Source organism: Sporosarcina sp. Marseille-Q4943 (assembly GCF_943736995.1).
GTDB lineage: Bacteria > Bacillota > Bacilli > Bacillales_A > Planococcaceae > Sporosarcina.
Map to the genome: position 1 here is coordinate 1,396,624 of NZ_OX031157.1, position 15,342 is coordinate 1,411,965.

Sequence of the window (15,342 nt, forward strand, 5' to 3'; positions counted from 1 at the left end):
TGACATTCTTATCGAAAAGGAATGGGTTGCCCGGCGACGTCCTACTCTCACAGGGGGAAGCCCCCTACTACCATCGGCGCTGAAGAGCTTAACTTCCGTGTTCGGTATGGGAACGGGTGTGACCTCTTCGCCTTCGTCACCAGACAATTGAACGATTCTTGTTCGTTCAAAACCGGATAAAACCAACATTGTTGCTGAACGTCAAGTTCAACCGTACTTAAATAACTTAAGGTTAAGTCCTCGATCGATTAGTATCCGTCAGCTGCACGTGTCGCCACGCTTCCACCCCGGACCTATCCACCTCATCTTCTTTGAGGGATCTTACTTACAAATGTAATGGGAAATCTCATCTTGAGGGGGGCTTCATGCTTAGATGCTTTCAGCATTTATCCCGTCCACACATAGCTACCCAGCGATGCCTTTGGCAAGACAACTGGTACACCAGCGGTGTGTCCATCCCGGTCCTCTCGTACTAAGGACAGCTCCTCTCAAATTTCCTGCGCCCGCGACGGATAGGGACCGAACTGTCTCACGACGTTCTGAACCCAGCTCGCGTACCGCTTTAATGGGCGAACAGCCCAACCCTTGGGACCGACTACAGCCCCAGGATGCGATGAGCCGACATCGAGGTGCCAAACCTCCCCGTCGATGTGGACTCTTGGGGGAGATAAGCCTGTTATCCCCGGGGTAGCTTTTATCCGTTGAGCGATGGCCCTTCCATGCGGAACCACCGGATCACTAAGCCCGTCTTTCGACCCTGCTCGACTTGTAGGTCTCGCAGTCAAGCTCCCTTATGCCTTTGCACTCTACGAATGATGTCCAACCATTCTGAGGGAACCTTTGGGCGCCTCCGTTACACTTTAGGAGGCGACCGCCCCAGTCAAACTGCCCACCTGACACTGTCTCCTGCCCGGATCACGGGCAAGGGTTAGAAGTCCAATACAGCCAGGGTAGTATCCCACCATTGCCTCCTCCGAAGCTGGCGCTCCGGATTCCAAGGCTCCTACCTATCCTGTACAGGCTGCACCGGAATTCAATATCAGGCTACAGTAAAGCTCCACGGGGTCTTTCCGTCCTGTCGCGGGTAATGCGCATCTTCACGCATATTATAATTTCACCGAGTCTCTCGTTGAGACAGTGCCCAGATCGTTACGCCTTTCGTGCGGGTCGGAACTTACCCGACAAGGAATTTCGCTACCTTAGGCCCGTTATAGTTACGGCCGCCGTTTACTGGGGCTTCAATTCGAAGCTTCGCTTGCGCTGACCTCTCCTCTTAACCTTCCAGCACCGGGCAGGCGTCAGCCCCTATACGTCACCTTACGGTTTTGCAGAGACCTGTGTTTTTGCTAAACAGTCGCCTGGGCCTATTCACTGCGGCTCTCTCGGGCTTTAACACCCTACCAGAGCACCCCTTCTCCCGAAGTTACGGGGTCATTTTGCCGAGTTCCTTAACGAGAGTTCTCTCGATCACCTTAGGATTCTCTCCTCGCCTACCTGTGTCGGTTTGCGGTACGGGCACCTCCCGCCTCGCTAGAGGCTTTTCTTGGCAGTGTGAAATCAGGGACTCCGGGGATAATTCCCCTTGCCATCACAGCTCAATGTTATAGGAACGGGATTTGCCTCGTTCCACACCTCACTGCTTGGACGCGCATGACCAACAGCGCGCTCACCCTATCCTTCTGCGTCCCCCCATTGCTGATAACGGCGGGGAGGTGGTACAGGAATATCAACCTGTTATCCATCGTCTACGCCTTTCGGCCTCGACTTAGGTCCCGACTAACCCTGAGCGGACGAGCCTTCCTCAGGAAACCTTAGGCATTCGGTGGAAGGGATTCTCACCCTTCTTTCGCTACTCATACCGGCATTCTCACTTCCAAGCGCTCCACCAGTCCTTACGGTCTAGCTTCGACGCCCTTGGAACGCTCTCCTACCACTGACACCATAGGTGTCAATCCGCAGTTTCGGTGATCCGTTTAGCCCCGGTACATTTTCGGCGCAGCGCCACTCGACCAGTGAGCTATTACGCACTCTTTAAATGGTGGCTGCTTCTAAGCCAACATCCTGGTTGTCTGGGCAGCGCCACATCCTTTTCCACTTAACGGATACTTGGGGACCTTAACTGGCGGTCTGGGCTGTTTCCCTCTCGACTACGGATCTTATCACCCGCAGTCTGACTCCCAAACATAAATCATCGGCATTCGGAGTTTGTCTGAATTCGGTAACCCGGGATGGGCCCCTAGTCCAAACAGTGCTCTACCTCCGAGATTCTTTCGTTTGAGGCTAGCCCTAAAGCTATTTCGGAGAGAACCAGCTATCTCCAGGTTCGATTGGAATTTCACCGCTACCCACACCTCATCCCCGCACTTTTCAACGTACGTGGGTTCGGGCCTCCAGTAAGTGTTACCTTACCTTCACCCTGGACATGGGTAGATCACCTGGTTTCGGGTCTACGACCCCATACTCATTCGCCCTATTCAGACTCGCTTTCGCTGCGGCTCCGCATTCGCTGCTTAACCTTGCATGGAATCGTAACTCGCCGGTTCATTCTACAAAAGGCACGCCATCACCCATTAACGGGCTCTGACAACTTGTAGGCACACGGTTTCAGGTTCTTTTTCACTCCCCTTCCGGGGTGCTTTTCACCTTTCCCTCACGGTACTGGTTCACTATCGGTCACTAGGGAGTATTTAGCCTTGGGAGATGGTCCTCCCGGATTCCGACGGAATTTCACGTGTTCCGCCGTACTCAGGATCCACTCTGGAGGGGACGGACTTTCGACTACGGGGCTATTACCCGCTATGGCGGACCTTTCCAGGCCTCTTCGTCTAATCCGTCCCTTTGTAACTCCGTATAGAGTGTCCTACAACCCCAGGAAGCAAGCTTCCTGGTTTGGGCTCTTCCCGTTTCGCTCGCCGCTACTAAGGGAATCGATGTTTCTTTCTCTTCCTCCGGGTACTTAGATGTTTCAGTTCTCCGGGTGTGCCTCGTTCACGCTATGTATTCACGTGAACGTACTGCCCCATTACGGGCAGTGGGTTTCCCCATTCGGAAATCTTCGGATCACAGCTTACTTACAGCTCCCCGAAGCATATCGGTGTTAGTGCCGTCCTTCATAGGCTCCTAGTGCCAAGGCATCCGCCGTGCGCCCTTTCTAACTTAACCTTTATACAGCTTTCGATAAGCTTCGCATTACTTCGTCAGCTCCGTCACTCCGGTCCTCACGTGCGTAAGCACGCTCCGGTCCTCGTTCGGTCGCTTCCTCGTCCTGCTCGCTTCTCGAAACCCTCGGGTGTTTACTTCTGCATAGCGATATGCTTCGGTAAACGTTAAAAAAGTATCGTTCAATCACAAAAGTGATCGACTCGGTTGATTACTTGATGTTTTGTTGCTTCAATGTCGTTTTATCCAGTTTTCAAAGAACAAGTTTTGAAGTCATCATGAAAGATGAACCTTCAAAACTGAACGCAAAACGTCAACGTATGAACCCTAGGTTCATATTCCGTAATTATCCTTAGAAAGGAGGTGATCCAGCCGCACCTTCCGATACGGCTACCTTGTTACGACTTCACCCCAATCATCTGTCCCACCTTCGGCGGCTAGCTCCCGTAAGGGTTACCCCACCGACTTCGGGTGTTACAAACTCTCGTGGTGTGACGGGCGGTGTGTACAAGACCCGGGAACGTATTCACCGTGGCATGCTGATCCACGATTACTAGCGATTCCGGCTTCATGCAGGCGAGTTGCAGCCTGCAATCCGAACTGGGAACGGTTTTATGGGATTGGCTCCCCCTCGCGGGTTTGCAGCCCTTTGTACCGTCCATTGTAGCACGTGTGTAGCCCAGGTCATAAGGGGCATGATGATTTGACGTCATCCCCACCTTCCTCCGGTTTGTCACCGGCAGTCACCTTAGAGTGCCCAACTGAATGCTGGCAACTAAGATCAAGGGTTGCGCTCGTTGCGGGACTTAACCCAACATCTCACGACACGAGCTGACGACAACCATGCACCACCTGTCACCGCTGTCCCCGAAGGGAAAGGCGTATCTCTACACCGGTCAGCGGGATGTCAAGACCTGGTAAGGTTCTTCGCGTTGCTTCGAATTAAACCACATGCTCCACCGCTTGTGCGGGTCCCCGTCAATTCCTTTGAGTTTCAGCCTTGCGGCCGTACTCCCCAGGCGGAGTGCTTAATGCGTTAGCTGCAGCACTAAGGGGCGGAAACCCCCTAACACTTAGCACTCATCGTTTACGGCGTGGACTACCAGGGTATCTAATCCTGTTTGCTCCCCACGCTTTCGCGCCTCAGCGTCAGTTACAGACCAGAAAGCCGCCTTCGCCACTGGTGTTCCTCCACATCTCTACGCATTTCACCGCTACACGTGGAATTCCGCTTTCCTCTTCTGTACTCAAGTCCTCCAGTTTCCAATGACCCTCCACGGTTGAGCCGTGGGCTTTCACATCAGACTTAAAGGACCGCCTGCGCGCGCTTTACGCCCAATAATTCCGGACAACGCTTGCCACCTACGTATTACCGCGGCTGCTGGCACGTAGTTAGCCGTGGCTTTCTAACGAGGTACCGTCAAGGTACGGGCAGTTACTCCCGTACTTGTTCTTCCCTCGCAACAGAGCTTTACGATCCGAAAACCTTCTTCGCTCACGCGGCGTTGCTCCATCAGACTTTCGTCCATTGTGGAAGATTCCCTACTGCTGCCTCCCGTAGGAGTCTGGGCCGTGTCTCAGTCCCAGTGTGGCCGATCACCCTCTCAGGTCGGCTACGCATCGTCGCCTTGGTGGGCCATTACCCCACCAACTAGCTAATGCGCCGCGGGCCCATCCTGCAGTGACAGCCGAAACCGTCTTTCAGAGTTCCTCCATGCGGAAGAACTGATTATTCGGTATTAGCCCCGGTTTCCCGGAGTTATCCCCATCTGCAGGGCAGGTTGCCCACGTGTTACTCACCCGTCCGCCGCTAATATCAGGGAGCAAGCTCCCATCAATTCGCTCGACTTGCATGTATTAGGCACGCCGCCAGCGTTCGTCCTGAGCCAGGATCAAACTCTCCATAATAGAGAAATTCGAGTAGCTCGAGTTTCTTGCTGGCATCATTTAAGATGTCAATTTTGAATCCGAAGATTCGTTTGTTCCTTTCACCGACGAGGTCGGCTCCAGAACTTTATTTGTTGACGTTTTGCTGTTCAGTTTTCAAGGTTCATTTCGCCGCCTCTTTTAGCGACTTTCTTAATATAACATACTCTTTCAAACGCGTCAAGCGTTTTTTAAAAGAATAATTGGAGCGGGTGAAGGGAATCGAACCCTCATCATCAGCTTGGAAGGCTGAGGTTTTACCACTAAACTACACCCGCATATAAAATTTGGCGCGCCCGACAGGAGTCGAACCCATAACCTTCTGATCCGTAGTCAGACGCTCTATCCAATTGAGCTACGGGCGCTCGGTTTTTATAAGGTATTTGGTGCGGTAAAGAGGACTTGAACCTCCACGGGGTTAACCCCCACTAGGCCCTCAACCTAGCGCGTCTGCCATTCCGCCACTACCGCATTATTCGCGACACACTTTATTATACAACTCTCAATAAAGATGTCAATAGTTTTTTAAAAAAATGGTGAGCCATGCAGGATTCGAACCTGCGACCCTCTGATTAAAAGTCAGATGCTCTACCGACTGAGCTAATGGCTCGTGCTTAGATGTATGTCTTGTTGTTAAGGTATGAGATCCTATTATATGAAGACATTAAGTTTTGTTCGTTTGGTTTTAACCAAAATCGCTTTGGGTATTAAAACCGTTTTGCTCCAAACGCCGGAGGCGTTTCTCGCAAATCATTTTTTTCGTGAAGCGAAAAAAATGATTGGCTGGGGTAGCTGGATTCGAACCAACGAATGACGGAGTCAAAGTCCGTTGCCTTACCGCTTGGCTATACCCCAACGATTTAAATAATCTCCATGTGAATCGTGGCGTTTATTTCGTTACCCTCTTTACTATGAACATAAACATGGAAGTTATACATTAAAAAGTTGGTGACCCCTACGGGATTCGAACCCGTGTTACCGCCGTGAAAGGGCGGTGTCTTAACCGCTTGACCAAGGGGCCGTTTTATTAATTCGAGTAGGAAGTTCAATTTGTTTTAATGTCATTCCCTAATCGACTTTTCCTATTATAGACACTCATTATCCATTCGTCAACAGTTTTAATGAATTATTTTTTCGTAATCGAGTAAAAGCGCTTGTTTACTATGTTTTCCTCACTTCGTGATCTACGTAATTGGTCGGTTTATTCGATTTGACCTTTATCATTAGAAGAAATTCTCTAGATTTCAAAGGGAATCATCTGGACTGCATAATAAAAACGCATAAGCGCTGTAAACGACGCATAAATCCGTAGAGAAGCGCATAAGTTCTCCGATAGAAGCATAAATCCATTTAGAAACGCATAAACTCCAAAATATACGCATAATCTTATCCCACCACGCATAAGCGCTTTTTTGCGTAATAAAAGGCATTTATACGCAACTCGCAAACTTTATGCGTATGTGATTCGATTTATGCGTCATTCGACAGTTTTATGCGCATGTAAGCAAATTTATGCGCCGATAACTGATTTTATGCGGATTACTAATGCAAAAAAGCTGCTGTCGGTCATTCACACCGACAGCAGCCTTTCAATTTTGAACGAGGGTAATTTCGCCGGCGCATTTGCCGCACCGATATTTCCGCACATCCATTTTCCTTCTTCGCTTATATTCCAATCGACAAGATTTGCATTGATAGAGATGAATCTTCTGCGGTTTGCTGTTCGCCTTCCCTAGCGGCTTGCAATATCTCGGCGAGCCGGTTTCTTTCAATAGCTTTTTAAAGTCCGCGTCACCGTGTCGATATCCTCTCCCCTCTTGATGGAGATGATAGTGGCATAGTTCGTGCTTAATGATGCCGATAAGTTCTTCCATCTCGTAGAGTTCGAGGACAGTCGGGTTGATTTCGATGGAGCCGTCGAGCAGTTTATAGCGCCCCCCTGTCGTTCTGAGGCGGGCGTTGAAACGGGCTTCGTGTCTGAACGGTTTTTCGAAAGCTTCTATAGATAGTCGTTGGACGAGTTGCTGCAGTTCACGTTGTTCCATGCCGGTTTTCACGTTTGCGGCTCAATTCCCTTTTGGCGGAATCATCGTCAACGAGATTCTTCCTTTGTTTTTATCTACGCCTTCCACCCAGACGGTTACGATGTCGCCGGAAGCGACTACATCGAGCGGGTGCTTGACGAATCCTTTTTTCAATTTCGAAATGTGGACGAGTCCGTCTTCCGATACGCCGATGTCAACGAATGCTCCGAAGTCGACGACGTTCCGGACGGTCCCTTGCATTTCAATTCCTTCATATAAGTCTTTAATGTCGAGGACGTCCGCTTTCAATAGTGGTTGCGGATAGTCGTCACGCGGATCGCGGTTCGGGCGCTTCAACGTGTCGATAATATCGCGTAATGTCACTTCGCCGATATCCAGTTTCTCCGCAAGCGAACGAACATCCAGTGCGGATAAGGCTTCAACCGCCTCTTCCTTCCCTAATAGGTTTTTGTCTACTCCGGCTTCCGATAGCACTTGTTCCGCGATAGCGTAGCTTTCAGGATGGAGACCGGTCGAGTCGAATCGATCTTTCGCTTCGGGTATACGGAGGAACCCAATCGCCTGCTCATATGTCTTCGCGCCAAGACGCGGGACTTTCTTTAGCTGCGTCCGTTTTTGGAACAACCCTTCCTCTTCACGCGCCTTGACGATGTTTTCTGCGACCGTCTTGGAAAGGCCCGCCACGTATTGCAGCAATGAAGAAGATGCTGTATTCACGTTCACGCCTACCCGGTTCACTGCCGTTTCGACGACGAATGACAGTGACTCGGACAGTTTCTTCCGCGCGACGTCATGTTGATATTGTCCTACTCCGATCGATTCGGGATCGATTTTCACGAGTTCTGATAACGGATCCTGCAATCTTCGAGCGATGGAAACCGCACTTCGCTGTTCGACTTGTAGATCCGGGAATTCTTCCCGCGCCTGGGCCGAAGCCGAGTAAACGCTTGCCCCCGCTTCATTGACGATGACGTATGCAACCGGGTCCTTCGCTTCCTTAATGCATTCCGCAATGAATTTTTCAGTTTCCCTCGATGCTGTTCCATTCCCGATTGCGATAATGGGAATGTTGTATTTCGCAAGCGTTGAAAGAATCGTTTTCTTCGAAGCTTCCTTACTCGCTTTCGGAGGGTGAGGATAAATGACCGATACTTCAAGCATTTTCCCGGTTTCGTCAATGACCGCCAATTTACAGCCTGTCCGAAAAGCCGGATCGACACCTAACACCATCCTGCCTTTTAGCGGCGGCTGTAATAGAAGACTCTTCAAGTTTTCCGAGAATACGTGGATTGCTTGTGCTTCCGCCTTTTCTGTCAGAGCCGTTCTAATTTCCCGCTCGACAGATGGGGCGATCAGCCGTTTGAATGCATCTTCCGTCGCCTCTTTCACATGTACGACGGATGGTGATTGCTGCTTTTTAATCAATTCGCGTTCAAGCATCCCAACAATCCGCTCAACTGGGAATGTCACGCCTACTCGCAAAACCTCTTCCTTTTCACCCCTGTTCAAAGCAAGAACACGGTGAGGGACGATCTTTTTCAACGGTTCCTCATATTCGTAGTACATTTCATAGACACCACGTTCATCTTCGGCGCCTTTACGGAGTGTTGCAGCCATTTGTCCGTCTGACCATGCAAGTTTCCGCACGCTTTCACGGAGTGCAGCGTCGTCCGCAATCCGCTCCGCAAGTATATCGCGTGCTCCCGCGAGCGCCTCGTCGACGGATGCGATGTTCTTCTCTTCATTCACGTAAGCTGCGGCAAGTTCTTCCGGATTTTCCGGACCGAATTTCATCAACTTGTCCGCCAGCGGTTCAAGTCCGCTTTCAATCGCAATCATCGCTCGGGTACGTCTTTTCTGTTTGTACGGCCGGTACAGGTCTTCAACCCTTTGCAAAACCGTTGCCGATTCAATTTCTTTCTTGAGTTCATCCGTCAGTTTCCCTTGCTCTTCAATTAACCGGATGACTTCCTCTTTCCGTTGTTCAAGCCCTTTTTCATAATGGTACGCATCTTCGATCGCCTTGATTTCCACTTCATCGAGGGAGCCGGTCGCTTCTTTCCGGTATCGCGCGATGAAGGGGACCGTATTGCCTTCGTCAAGAAGAGAGATGACATTGGCGGTTTGCTTCGTACTGATCGATGCTCTTTTGGCTGTTGCTGCTATTAGTTTGTCCGTCATTCATTCCCACCCTTTCTTAGTTCTTTTAAGTTTACCATTGATCGGTGTTCTTACTCCATCCCTATGTAAATGAAAAAACCTGCTTCAATTTACTGAAGCAGGCTGCCGGCGATGAATGTGGCGTCGTCGCCAGATTGGGCCGTTTCTTTTACGATATTGTACAAGTCATAGGCGTTGGAGCTCTGCTTCAAGCTTGCTTTCGGGCTATTCAGCGTGATGCCGTCCGAATGAAGGAAAAACAGATCGCCTACTTCGTACTTGTATTTTTGAGTGTTCATTTTTTGTGGTCTTCCTGATAAATACCCCATGACTGGCAGAGGATAGATCATCTTTTCGCGGCCGTGTAGAATGTACAGCCTGACGTTTCCGACACAGCTGTATTCAATCGTGCCTTCCGTATAATTCACACGCACGATCGCTACGGCCGCTCCGCGTTTCTGCACCATATATTCATTGCAACGGTTCAGCAATTCATCAAGAGATTCGTGATGATAGCGCTCTAGTACTTGGGGGATGATTTCCGCAGATTGCCTTGCAACTACGCCATTTCCCAAACCATCGGCGATTGCACAGATGAAGTAATCCTTTTCGGAATGGATGTAGTACGTATCCCCCGATTCGATATTGCCATGCTTCGCCGCGTTATATACGTACGCCTCTACATGATCATTTTTGAACATCTCCACTACGATGCACCACCGGCTGCCATTATGGCTTCTTGAAGTTTCTTAATCGCTTTCCGTTGCAGTCTAGAGACGTGCATTTGCGAAATACCGAGACGTTCCCCCGCCTCCTTTTGGCTCATTTGCTCGATGTATGTATATTGGATAATCTGCTTTTCGCGTTCCGACAACACTTTGAGCGCATTGGCCACGACGAGTCGATGGTCTGTTCTCTCATATCCGTCATCCGATTCTCCAATAATATCGAACAAGGTGACTGTACCGCCTTCCGAATCGGCTTCGAGCGTATGGTCCATCGAAAGGGCTTGATAGCTCCTTCCCATCTCCATCGCTTCAAGGACCAATTCTTCATCGGTATCCAAGTATTCCGCTATTTCACTAACGAGCGGTGAACGCTGCATTTCAATCGTCAGCGTTTCAACCGCCGACTTGATTTTAGGACCGAGCTCCTTAATGCGTCTAGGAACGTGGACGGCCCATGTTTTATCGCGCAGGAACCGTTTGATCTCCCCGACGATCGTCGGTACGGCAAAAGCTTCAAAGCTGCGTCCGAGCTCCGGGTCATATCTACGGATTGCTCCGAGGAGTCCGAGCATACCGACTTGGACGATATCTTCATGATACGGTTTCCCGTTTGAATATTTGCGTGCGATGGAATGGACGAGCCGTTCGTAATGAAGGACGAGATTCGTCTGCGCTTCATCATCATTCGTCTCCTGGTATTGCCTGATCCATTCCAACACTTTCTCTTTCGTATCCGGCTTATGAGTTGGCTGTTCGTTTGACATCTTCTTCGCCCCGCTCTCTGCCGAGATATTTGGTCATAAAGACCGTCACGCCCTCCTCATGATGAAATTTCACTTCATCCATGAGCGTCTCCATCAAATAAAGCCCAAGACCCCCTTCGCGGAGGAAACGAGCATCTGATGTGTCGCTATATGGTCCGATATGTTTTTTCGTTTCTTCAAAATCGAAGCTCGCTCCGTGATCCGCAATCATGATTTCCAACCGCTCTTCATATAAGGCACATCCGACGACGACTTCTCCATCTTCACCTTCACCGTAAGCATGCTGGACAGCGTTTGTAATTGCTTCACTCGAAGCGATTTTCAAGTCTTCGATGTCATCGTATGTAAAGCCTTGGCGGCTTGCGATTCCTGATATCATCAATCTTGCAACACCGACATATTGGGCTTTTGCGGGTATCTTTATTTCTATATAATCATAATGTTGCATTATGGTCCTCACTTTCCTTCTGTTCAGTATCGATAATTTCATTCAGACCGGTAATTTCAAACAGGCGGTTCAATCGTTTGTTCAAGCCCGTTATCTTCACATGCCCGCCATTAGCGGAAACAGCCTTATAAAAACCGACAAAAACACCGAGGCCTGTACTATCCATATAATCCACTTCGGATAGGTCCAACTCAGCCTTCAAGCCTTGGACACTTTCAACAGCCGCCAGGCGTTCCTTTAGAACAGGTGCCGTGAATGCATCTATTTCCCCGACAACCTTGAAATATTGAACACTATTTTCTTCTAGTAACTCAACTTGTAAATTCATTTCTGCACCCCGACTCTCGATATTTGTATTAGATAATACACTACATCCTTACATACCCGTCACTCAAAAGATTAAACCTGTTCCGGCTCTTTTTTGAAAATGACAATTGTAAAGTCGTCGCCCAATCGATAGTTTTGGAGTTCCGAAAGATGCTGGTATACATGTTCCGCAATTTGCTGTGCGGTTTTGTCTTTCACGTCATGAAGCAAGTTTTGAATCGAATTCATATCTATGAATCCATTTTCGGTCCTCGTTTCGGTAACGCCGTCCGTCATCATGGCGATGAAGTCCCCGTCGTGCAATACGACCGAACGCTCCTCATATTCCGCATCAGGTTTGACACCGAGAAGCAATCCCTTGGCATCCAATTCCGAAAACACTCCAGTTCTGCTATCGAAATGCAAGGCCGGTTCATGGCCTGCAGAAGCATAGGAGAATGTCGTGTCTTCAGCATTGTACTTACCATAAAACATTGAAATGAACATCGAGTCGTCAACGCTCTTCTCTACAATCCGATTAATGATGCCGAGCACGTTCCGAGGACTCGTATTTCCATCAGGCAAGCCGTCCATGCCGAATTTGATCATGGACATGCATAATGCCGCAGGAATCCCTTTACCGATTACATCTGCCACGGCAACGCCCGATTCGTTCTTCTTATTCAGGAAATAGACGTAATCGCCGTTCATTTGTTTAGCCGGCTGGGAGATGTACCCTACATCCAGTCCGCCGACGCACGGCATCTTCGTTTTCAGAAGCGTGTCCTGCACTTTCGTCGCGACGTTCATTTCCATTTGTATCGCTTCTTGTTTTTGAATGAGGCTTTGATGCTCTCGCAATGTTAGGCCGTAGTGGATCATCATTTCAATCAGGAAGTCCAGTGAATCCCACACTTCGTTCCGCAATTCAGGGTGAAGCTCGAATAATGCGTTTTTGTGTATGCTGATTACATCTTCTGGCGCTATCTCTTTTTCTATGAAGCGCCTGCTGAACTGTTGCCCTACATAGAGATCCTCTTCGCTATGGCTCTCCAAATACTTTTTCATTATTTCCTTATACTGCCTGCCGACTTCTTGTGGCATTCACTATCACCTCCTTAATGAAGCCATTTTGTAGTTGTAATAACCGTTCCAGCTCCCGGTTCCGATTCAACTTTGAATTCGTCCATGAGCCGCTTCACCCCCGGCATTCCCGCCCCTAGACCGCCTGATGTTGAAAATCCGTCTTCCATCACTTTTCGCAGATCAGGGATGCCCGGACCTTCATCTGATGCAATGATTTTGATACCGAACAGCCCACCCTCAGATACCCTTTCAATCTCGATCTTCCCTTTTCCTGCATACAGATAAATGTTCCTCGCCAATTCACTGATTGCGGTCGTGATGCGAGCTTGGTCGACGGTTCCGAAACCGGCCTTCTTTGCTTCGTTACGCCCTAACTGCCTTGCAGCAACGATATCCCATTCCGTAATTATCTCTACAGAAGACCTAAAGTTCATTGTCAGGCCTCCAATTCTTTATAAAGTTTATCCAAACCGTTTTCCAAGTCTAGCGCGGTCATTACATTGCTCAAACGGATTCCGAGCTCAATCAATGTAATGGCGACCGCAGGCTGTATACCAGTGATTACGACTTTCGCGCCCATCAATCCTGTCATATTGATCACGTCCCCCAATACTTTTGCGATGAAGGAATCAATGAAATCAATCGGTGTCAAGTCGATTACAACTCCGAGAGCCGCAGTTTCATGCATTTTATTCAACAAGTCTTCTTGAAATTGAATGGCTGTCTGATCATCCAGTTCCCACTGGATCGAGACGATGAGGACTTCATTCAATTTCAAAATAGGTATCCGTGCATTCAATTTGCTTCCACCTCCACGATTGCTCGGTTTGTCATTCCCAAAGCCGCCTGCATTCCCCTTTGCAACGTGCTTTTCGTCGTGAATTCATTCAGGTCGATGCCAAGGGCGACTATCGTCTGTGCAATTTCAGGCCTTATACCGACAAGCATGCATTTTGCCCCGACAAGACGTACCGCTTCCGCCGCCTGAATAATATGATGCGCAACCATCGTATCCACGACCGGAACTCCGGTAATATCGAGCAGCACCACTTCCGCACGCTGGCTCACTACGCCCTCAAGAAGGTTCTCCATAATCAACTTCGCCCGTTCCGTGTCAATCGTTCCGACGAGAGGCATGACCGAGATCTTTTCAAAAACAGGAATTAATGACGCTGACAACTCTTGCAAGGCGATCTTCTGCAAGCTGACAGTCCTTTCCCATTCCGTCGAATAGGCATCGATAATACTTTCCCGTAGAGGGTTGATCCAATTCCGGAATATCGAGACGAAAGTTCTCAGGTTGTCCCCGTTGATGATCTCTTTCTCCTCAAGAAATTCGAATACGACATCTGAAAAGTTATCGATCGCCTTATTCACGAATTTGATTGCCCACCCGAACCGTACGATTTTCTCTGTGAAGTCACTGATCTTTTCGGTATGTGCAGTGGATGATTCGGTAATATTGGAAGTCATTAGCACTGCGAATTCCCTGCTCGTTTTTTCGACAAGATGTTCAGGCATGAAGTGGAAAAAGCGTTCTCCCTTTTCTTCCTTCATCCTCGTTATCCAGCGGCCGATGATTTCATCCATGTTCTGATTGATGCCTTCTACCATTAATTTATCCATTCGTTCATACGCCCTCCTCGCCAAATTGAAAATCCCATGCTTCCATTGTACAGAAAAAAGTAGTTTAAGACATCTTTTTCAATTATGGCATCACCCTTGGGATACTCTGAGGAAGATATACGCATAAACTTAGGAAAACACGCATAAATCGCTAGAAAAACTCATAAATCGCCGTAAAGCCGCATAAACAGATCCACATACGCATAATCCGCAAAATCAGCGTATAAATCATAAAATCGGCGCATAACCGCCTCGCTCTGCCCGCATCCGCACACGCTCCATAAAATTCCATACAAAACAAAAAACACTCCGGAAGTCGAGGTCCGCAGTGCTTTTACATATGTATTAAAATTTAACCAACCCGAAGCTTATTTCTAGCGCTTCGTCCACCTTTTCCATCAATGGTTCATCCAAATGGGTGATCTTATCCGTCAGCCTCGACTTGTCGATTGTGCGGACTTGTTCGAGCAGAATCACGGAATCCCGCTCGAACCCATAACGCTCCGCATCAATTTCAACATGTGTCGGCAATTTTGCCTTTTGGATTTGCGCAGTGATCGCTGCAACGATCACTGTCGGACTGAACCGGTTGCCTATGTCGTTCTGGATGACCAGTACCGGTCTCGTCCCTCCCTGCTCGGAACCAACGACGGGTGACAGGTCTGCAAAAAAGACGTCCCCACGTTTTATTGCCAACTTTTCATCCTCCGCTTACGAGACGTTCCACCGTATGCTGGGCTTCGAGTTCCGCATGCAAGCATTCCTTTGCAATTCGTAAGTTGATTTGCGACATTTCAACGTAGCCGATCATCATCGCTTCGCGGATCGTATCCGCTTCATGATCAGTCATATACCTCTTCGTTGAAACATAAACGAATTCTCCACGCTCCGGCTCCTGATGGACGGCCGTATGTTCAATTTCATTCCCTTTAGATACTTTTACGATTTTTATGTCTTTCTCTCGCAATTCTAGCACCTCCGACAGACCCCGTTCCCTCGATCGATTCTATTCAAAATCTATCTTACCATTGAACTTCGACAATGAGAAGACAAAGAAGGATTTTTATTGACAAGAATCTTCAAATTTTGTGGTC

Annotated in this window: 13 protein-coding genes, 6 tRNA genes and 3 rRNA genes; 1 reads left to right on the forward strand and 21 read right to left on the reverse strand. The window is 48.8% G+C overall.

The genetic code is table 11. The features are described 5' to 3' along the window. Positions 1-28: 28 nt before the first annotated feature. From rrf to NIT04_RS15965, 7 genes are all read right to left on the reverse strand, one after another. Positions 29-144 (reverse strand): 5S ribosomal RNA (gene rrf, locus NIT04_RS15935). Positions 145-228: 84 nt separating this feature from the next. Then, positions 229-3,162, reverse strand: a 23S ribosomal RNA gene (locus NIT04_RS15940). 353 nt (positions 3,163-3,515) lie between these two features. Further along, positions 3,516-5,067: ribosomal RNA gene (locus NIT04_RS15945) — 16S ribosomal RNA — on the reverse strand. The 16S, 23S and 5S rRNA genes sit together here with 4 tRNA genes alongside, the layout of an rRNA operon. A 222-nt stretch (positions 5,068-5,289) precedes the next feature. Then, positions 5,290-5,363 (reverse strand) — tRNA-Gly (locus tag NIT04_RS15950). Positions 5,364-5,373: 10 nt separating this feature from the next. Beyond that, positions 5,374-5,450 (reverse strand) — tRNA-Arg (locus NIT04_RS15955). A 19-nt stretch (positions 5,451-5,469) separates the two neighbouring features. Beyond that, positions 5,470-5,556 (reverse strand) — tRNA-Leu (locus NIT04_RS15960). Between the two features lie 63 nt (positions 5,557-5,619). Beyond that, positions 5,620-5,695: transfer RNA gene (locus NIT04_RS15965), tRNA-Lys, on the reverse strand. Positions 5,696-5,740: 45 nt separating this feature from the next. Between NIT04_RS15965 and NIT04_RS15970 the strand changes: the two genes are divergently transcribed. Beyond that, positions 5,741-5,899 (forward strand): hypothetical protein, encoded by a 159-nt coding sequence (locus NIT04_RS15970; protein WP_252504516.1) that lies wholly within the window; start codon positions 5,741-5,743, stop codon positions 5,897-5,899. Here the strand turns inward: NIT04_RS15970 and NIT04_RS15975 are convergent. From NIT04_RS15975 to NIT04_RS19130, 14 genes are all read right to left on the reverse strand, one after another. Further along, positions 5,866-5,940, reverse strand: a tRNA-Gln gene (locus tag NIT04_RS15975). The two genes, NIT04_RS15970 and NIT04_RS15975, sit on opposite strands and share 34 nt — an antisense overlap. A gap of 91 nt (positions 5,941-6,031) precedes the next feature. Continuing rightward, positions 6,032-6,106 (reverse strand) — tRNA-Glu (locus NIT04_RS15980). A 568-nt stretch (positions 6,107-6,674) separates the two neighbouring features. Beyond that, entirely contained in the window at positions 6,675-7,130 is a 456-nt protein-coding gene (locus tag NIT04_RS15985) for a SprT family protein (RefSeq protein WP_252504517.1), read from the reverse strand. Between the two features lie 21 nt (positions 7,131-7,151). Continuing rightward, on the reverse strand, positions 7,152-9,311 hold the full coding sequence (locus tag NIT04_RS15990; protein ID WP_252504518.1) for a Tex family protein: 2,160 nt from the start codon (positions 9,309-9,311) through the stop codon (positions 7,152-7,154). An 89-nt stretch (positions 9,312-9,400) separates the two neighbouring features. Beyond that, the gene (locus NIT04_RS15995; protein WP_371922591.1) at positions 9,401-9,991 is read right to left on the reverse strand and encodes a PP2C family serine/threonine-protein phosphatase; all 591 of its coding nucleotides are present in this window, start codon (positions 9,989-9,991) and stop codon (positions 9,401-9,403) included. 5 nt (positions 9,992-9,996) lie between these two features. After that, on the reverse strand, positions 9,997-10,782 hold the full coding sequence (gene sigB, locus NIT04_RS16000) for an RNA polymerase sigma factor SigB (RefSeq protein ID WP_252504520.1): 786 nt from the start codon (positions 10,780-10,782) through the stop codon (positions 9,997-9,999). Beyond that, positions 10,757-11,230, reverse strand: a complete 474-nt coding sequence (rsbW, locus tag NIT04_RS16005) for an anti-sigma B factor RsbW (protein WP_305880113.1) — start codon at positions 11,228-11,230, stop codon at positions 10,757-10,759. The genes sigB and rsbW overlap by 26 nt, the downstream gene beginning before the upstream one ends. Further along, complete coding sequence (locus NIT04_RS16010) at positions 11,217-11,558, reverse strand: STAS domain-containing protein (RefSeq protein ID WP_252504521.1); 342 nt, start codon at positions 11,556-11,558, stop codon at positions 11,217-11,219. The genes rsbW and NIT04_RS16010 overlap by 14 nt, the downstream gene beginning before the upstream one ends. A gap of 71 nt (positions 11,559-11,629) precedes the next feature. After that, positions 11,630-12,640 carry a PP2C family protein-serine/threonine phosphatase gene (locus NIT04_RS16015; protein WP_252504522.1) on the reverse strand — a complete coding sequence of 337 codons (1,011 nt, stop codon included), beginning with the start codon at positions 12,638-12,640 and terminating at the stop codon, positions 11,630-11,632. Between the two features lie 14 nt (positions 12,641-12,654). Beyond that, positions 12,655-13,056 carry an anti-sigma regulatory factor gene (locus NIT04_RS16020; protein WP_252504523.1) on the reverse strand — a complete coding sequence of 134 codons (402 nt, stop codon included), beginning with the start codon at positions 13,054-13,056 and terminating at the stop codon, positions 12,655-12,657. Between the two features lie 2 nt (positions 13,057-13,058). Then, positions 13,059-13,421, reverse strand: coding sequence for an STAS domain-containing protein (locus NIT04_RS16025; protein WP_252504524.1), 363 nt, complete (start codon positions 13,419-13,421; stop codon positions 13,059-13,061). Further along, on the reverse strand, positions 13,418-14,248 hold the full coding sequence (locus tag NIT04_RS16030) for an RsbT co-antagonist protein RsbRA (protein ID WP_252504525.1): 831 nt from the start codon (positions 14,246-14,248) through the stop codon (positions 13,418-13,420). The genes NIT04_RS16025 and NIT04_RS16030 overlap by 4 nt, the downstream gene beginning before the upstream one ends. A 345-nt stretch (positions 14,249-14,593) precedes the next feature. Next, complete coding sequence (locus NIT04_RS16035) at positions 14,594-14,944, reverse strand: type II toxin-antitoxin system PemK/MazF family toxin (RefSeq protein WP_060205884.1); 351 nt, start codon at positions 14,942-14,944, stop codon at positions 14,594-14,596. A gap of 4 nt (positions 14,945-14,948) precedes the next feature. Then, complete coding sequence (locus NIT04_RS19130; protein WP_305880114.1) at positions 14,949-15,215, reverse strand: transcriptional regulator; 267 nt, start codon at positions 15,213-15,215, stop codon at positions 14,949-14,951. Positions 15,216-15,342 lie beyond the last annotated feature (127 nt).

Bases quoted from the DNA above. Each gene is read 5' to 3' on its own strand.
- NIT04_RS15970 (WP_252504516.1), top strand. From the start codon at position 5,741: ATGAAGACATTAAGTTTTGTTCGTTTGGTTTTAACCAAAATCGCTTTG.
- NIT04_RS15985 (WP_252504517.1), bottom strand. From the start codon at position 7,130: ATGGAACAACGTGAACTGCAGCAACTCGTCCAACGACTATCTATAGAA.
- NIT04_RS15990 (WP_252504518.1), bottom strand. From the start codon at position 9,311: ATGACGGACAAACTAATAGCAGCAACAGCCAAAAGAGCATCGATCAGT.
- NIT04_RS15995 (WP_371922591.1), bottom strand. From the start codon at position 9,991: ATGTTCAAAAATGATCATGTAGAGGCGTACGTATATAACGCGGCGAAG.
- sigB (WP_252504520.1), bottom strand. From the start codon at position 10,782: ATGTCAAACGAACAGCCAACTCATAAGCCGGATACGAAAGAGAAAGTG.
- rsbW (WP_305880113.1), bottom strand. From the start codon at position 11,230: ATGCAACATTATGATTATATAGAAATAAAGATACCCGCAAAAGCCCAA.
- NIT04_RS16010 (WP_252504521.1), bottom strand. From the start codon at position 11,558: ATGAATTTACAAGTTGAGTTACTAGAAGAAAATAGTGTTCAATATTTC.
- NIT04_RS16015 (WP_252504522.1), bottom strand. From the start codon at position 12,640: ATGCCACAAGAAGTCGGCAGGCAGTATAAGGAAATAATGAAAAAGTAT.
- NIT04_RS16020 (WP_252504523.1), bottom strand. From the start codon at position 13,056: ATGAACTTTAGGTCTTCTGTAGAGATAATTACGGAATGGGATATCGTT.
- NIT04_RS16030 (WP_252504525.1), bottom strand. From the start codon at position 14,248: ATGGATAAATTAATGGTAGAAGGCATCAATCAGAACATGGATGAAATC.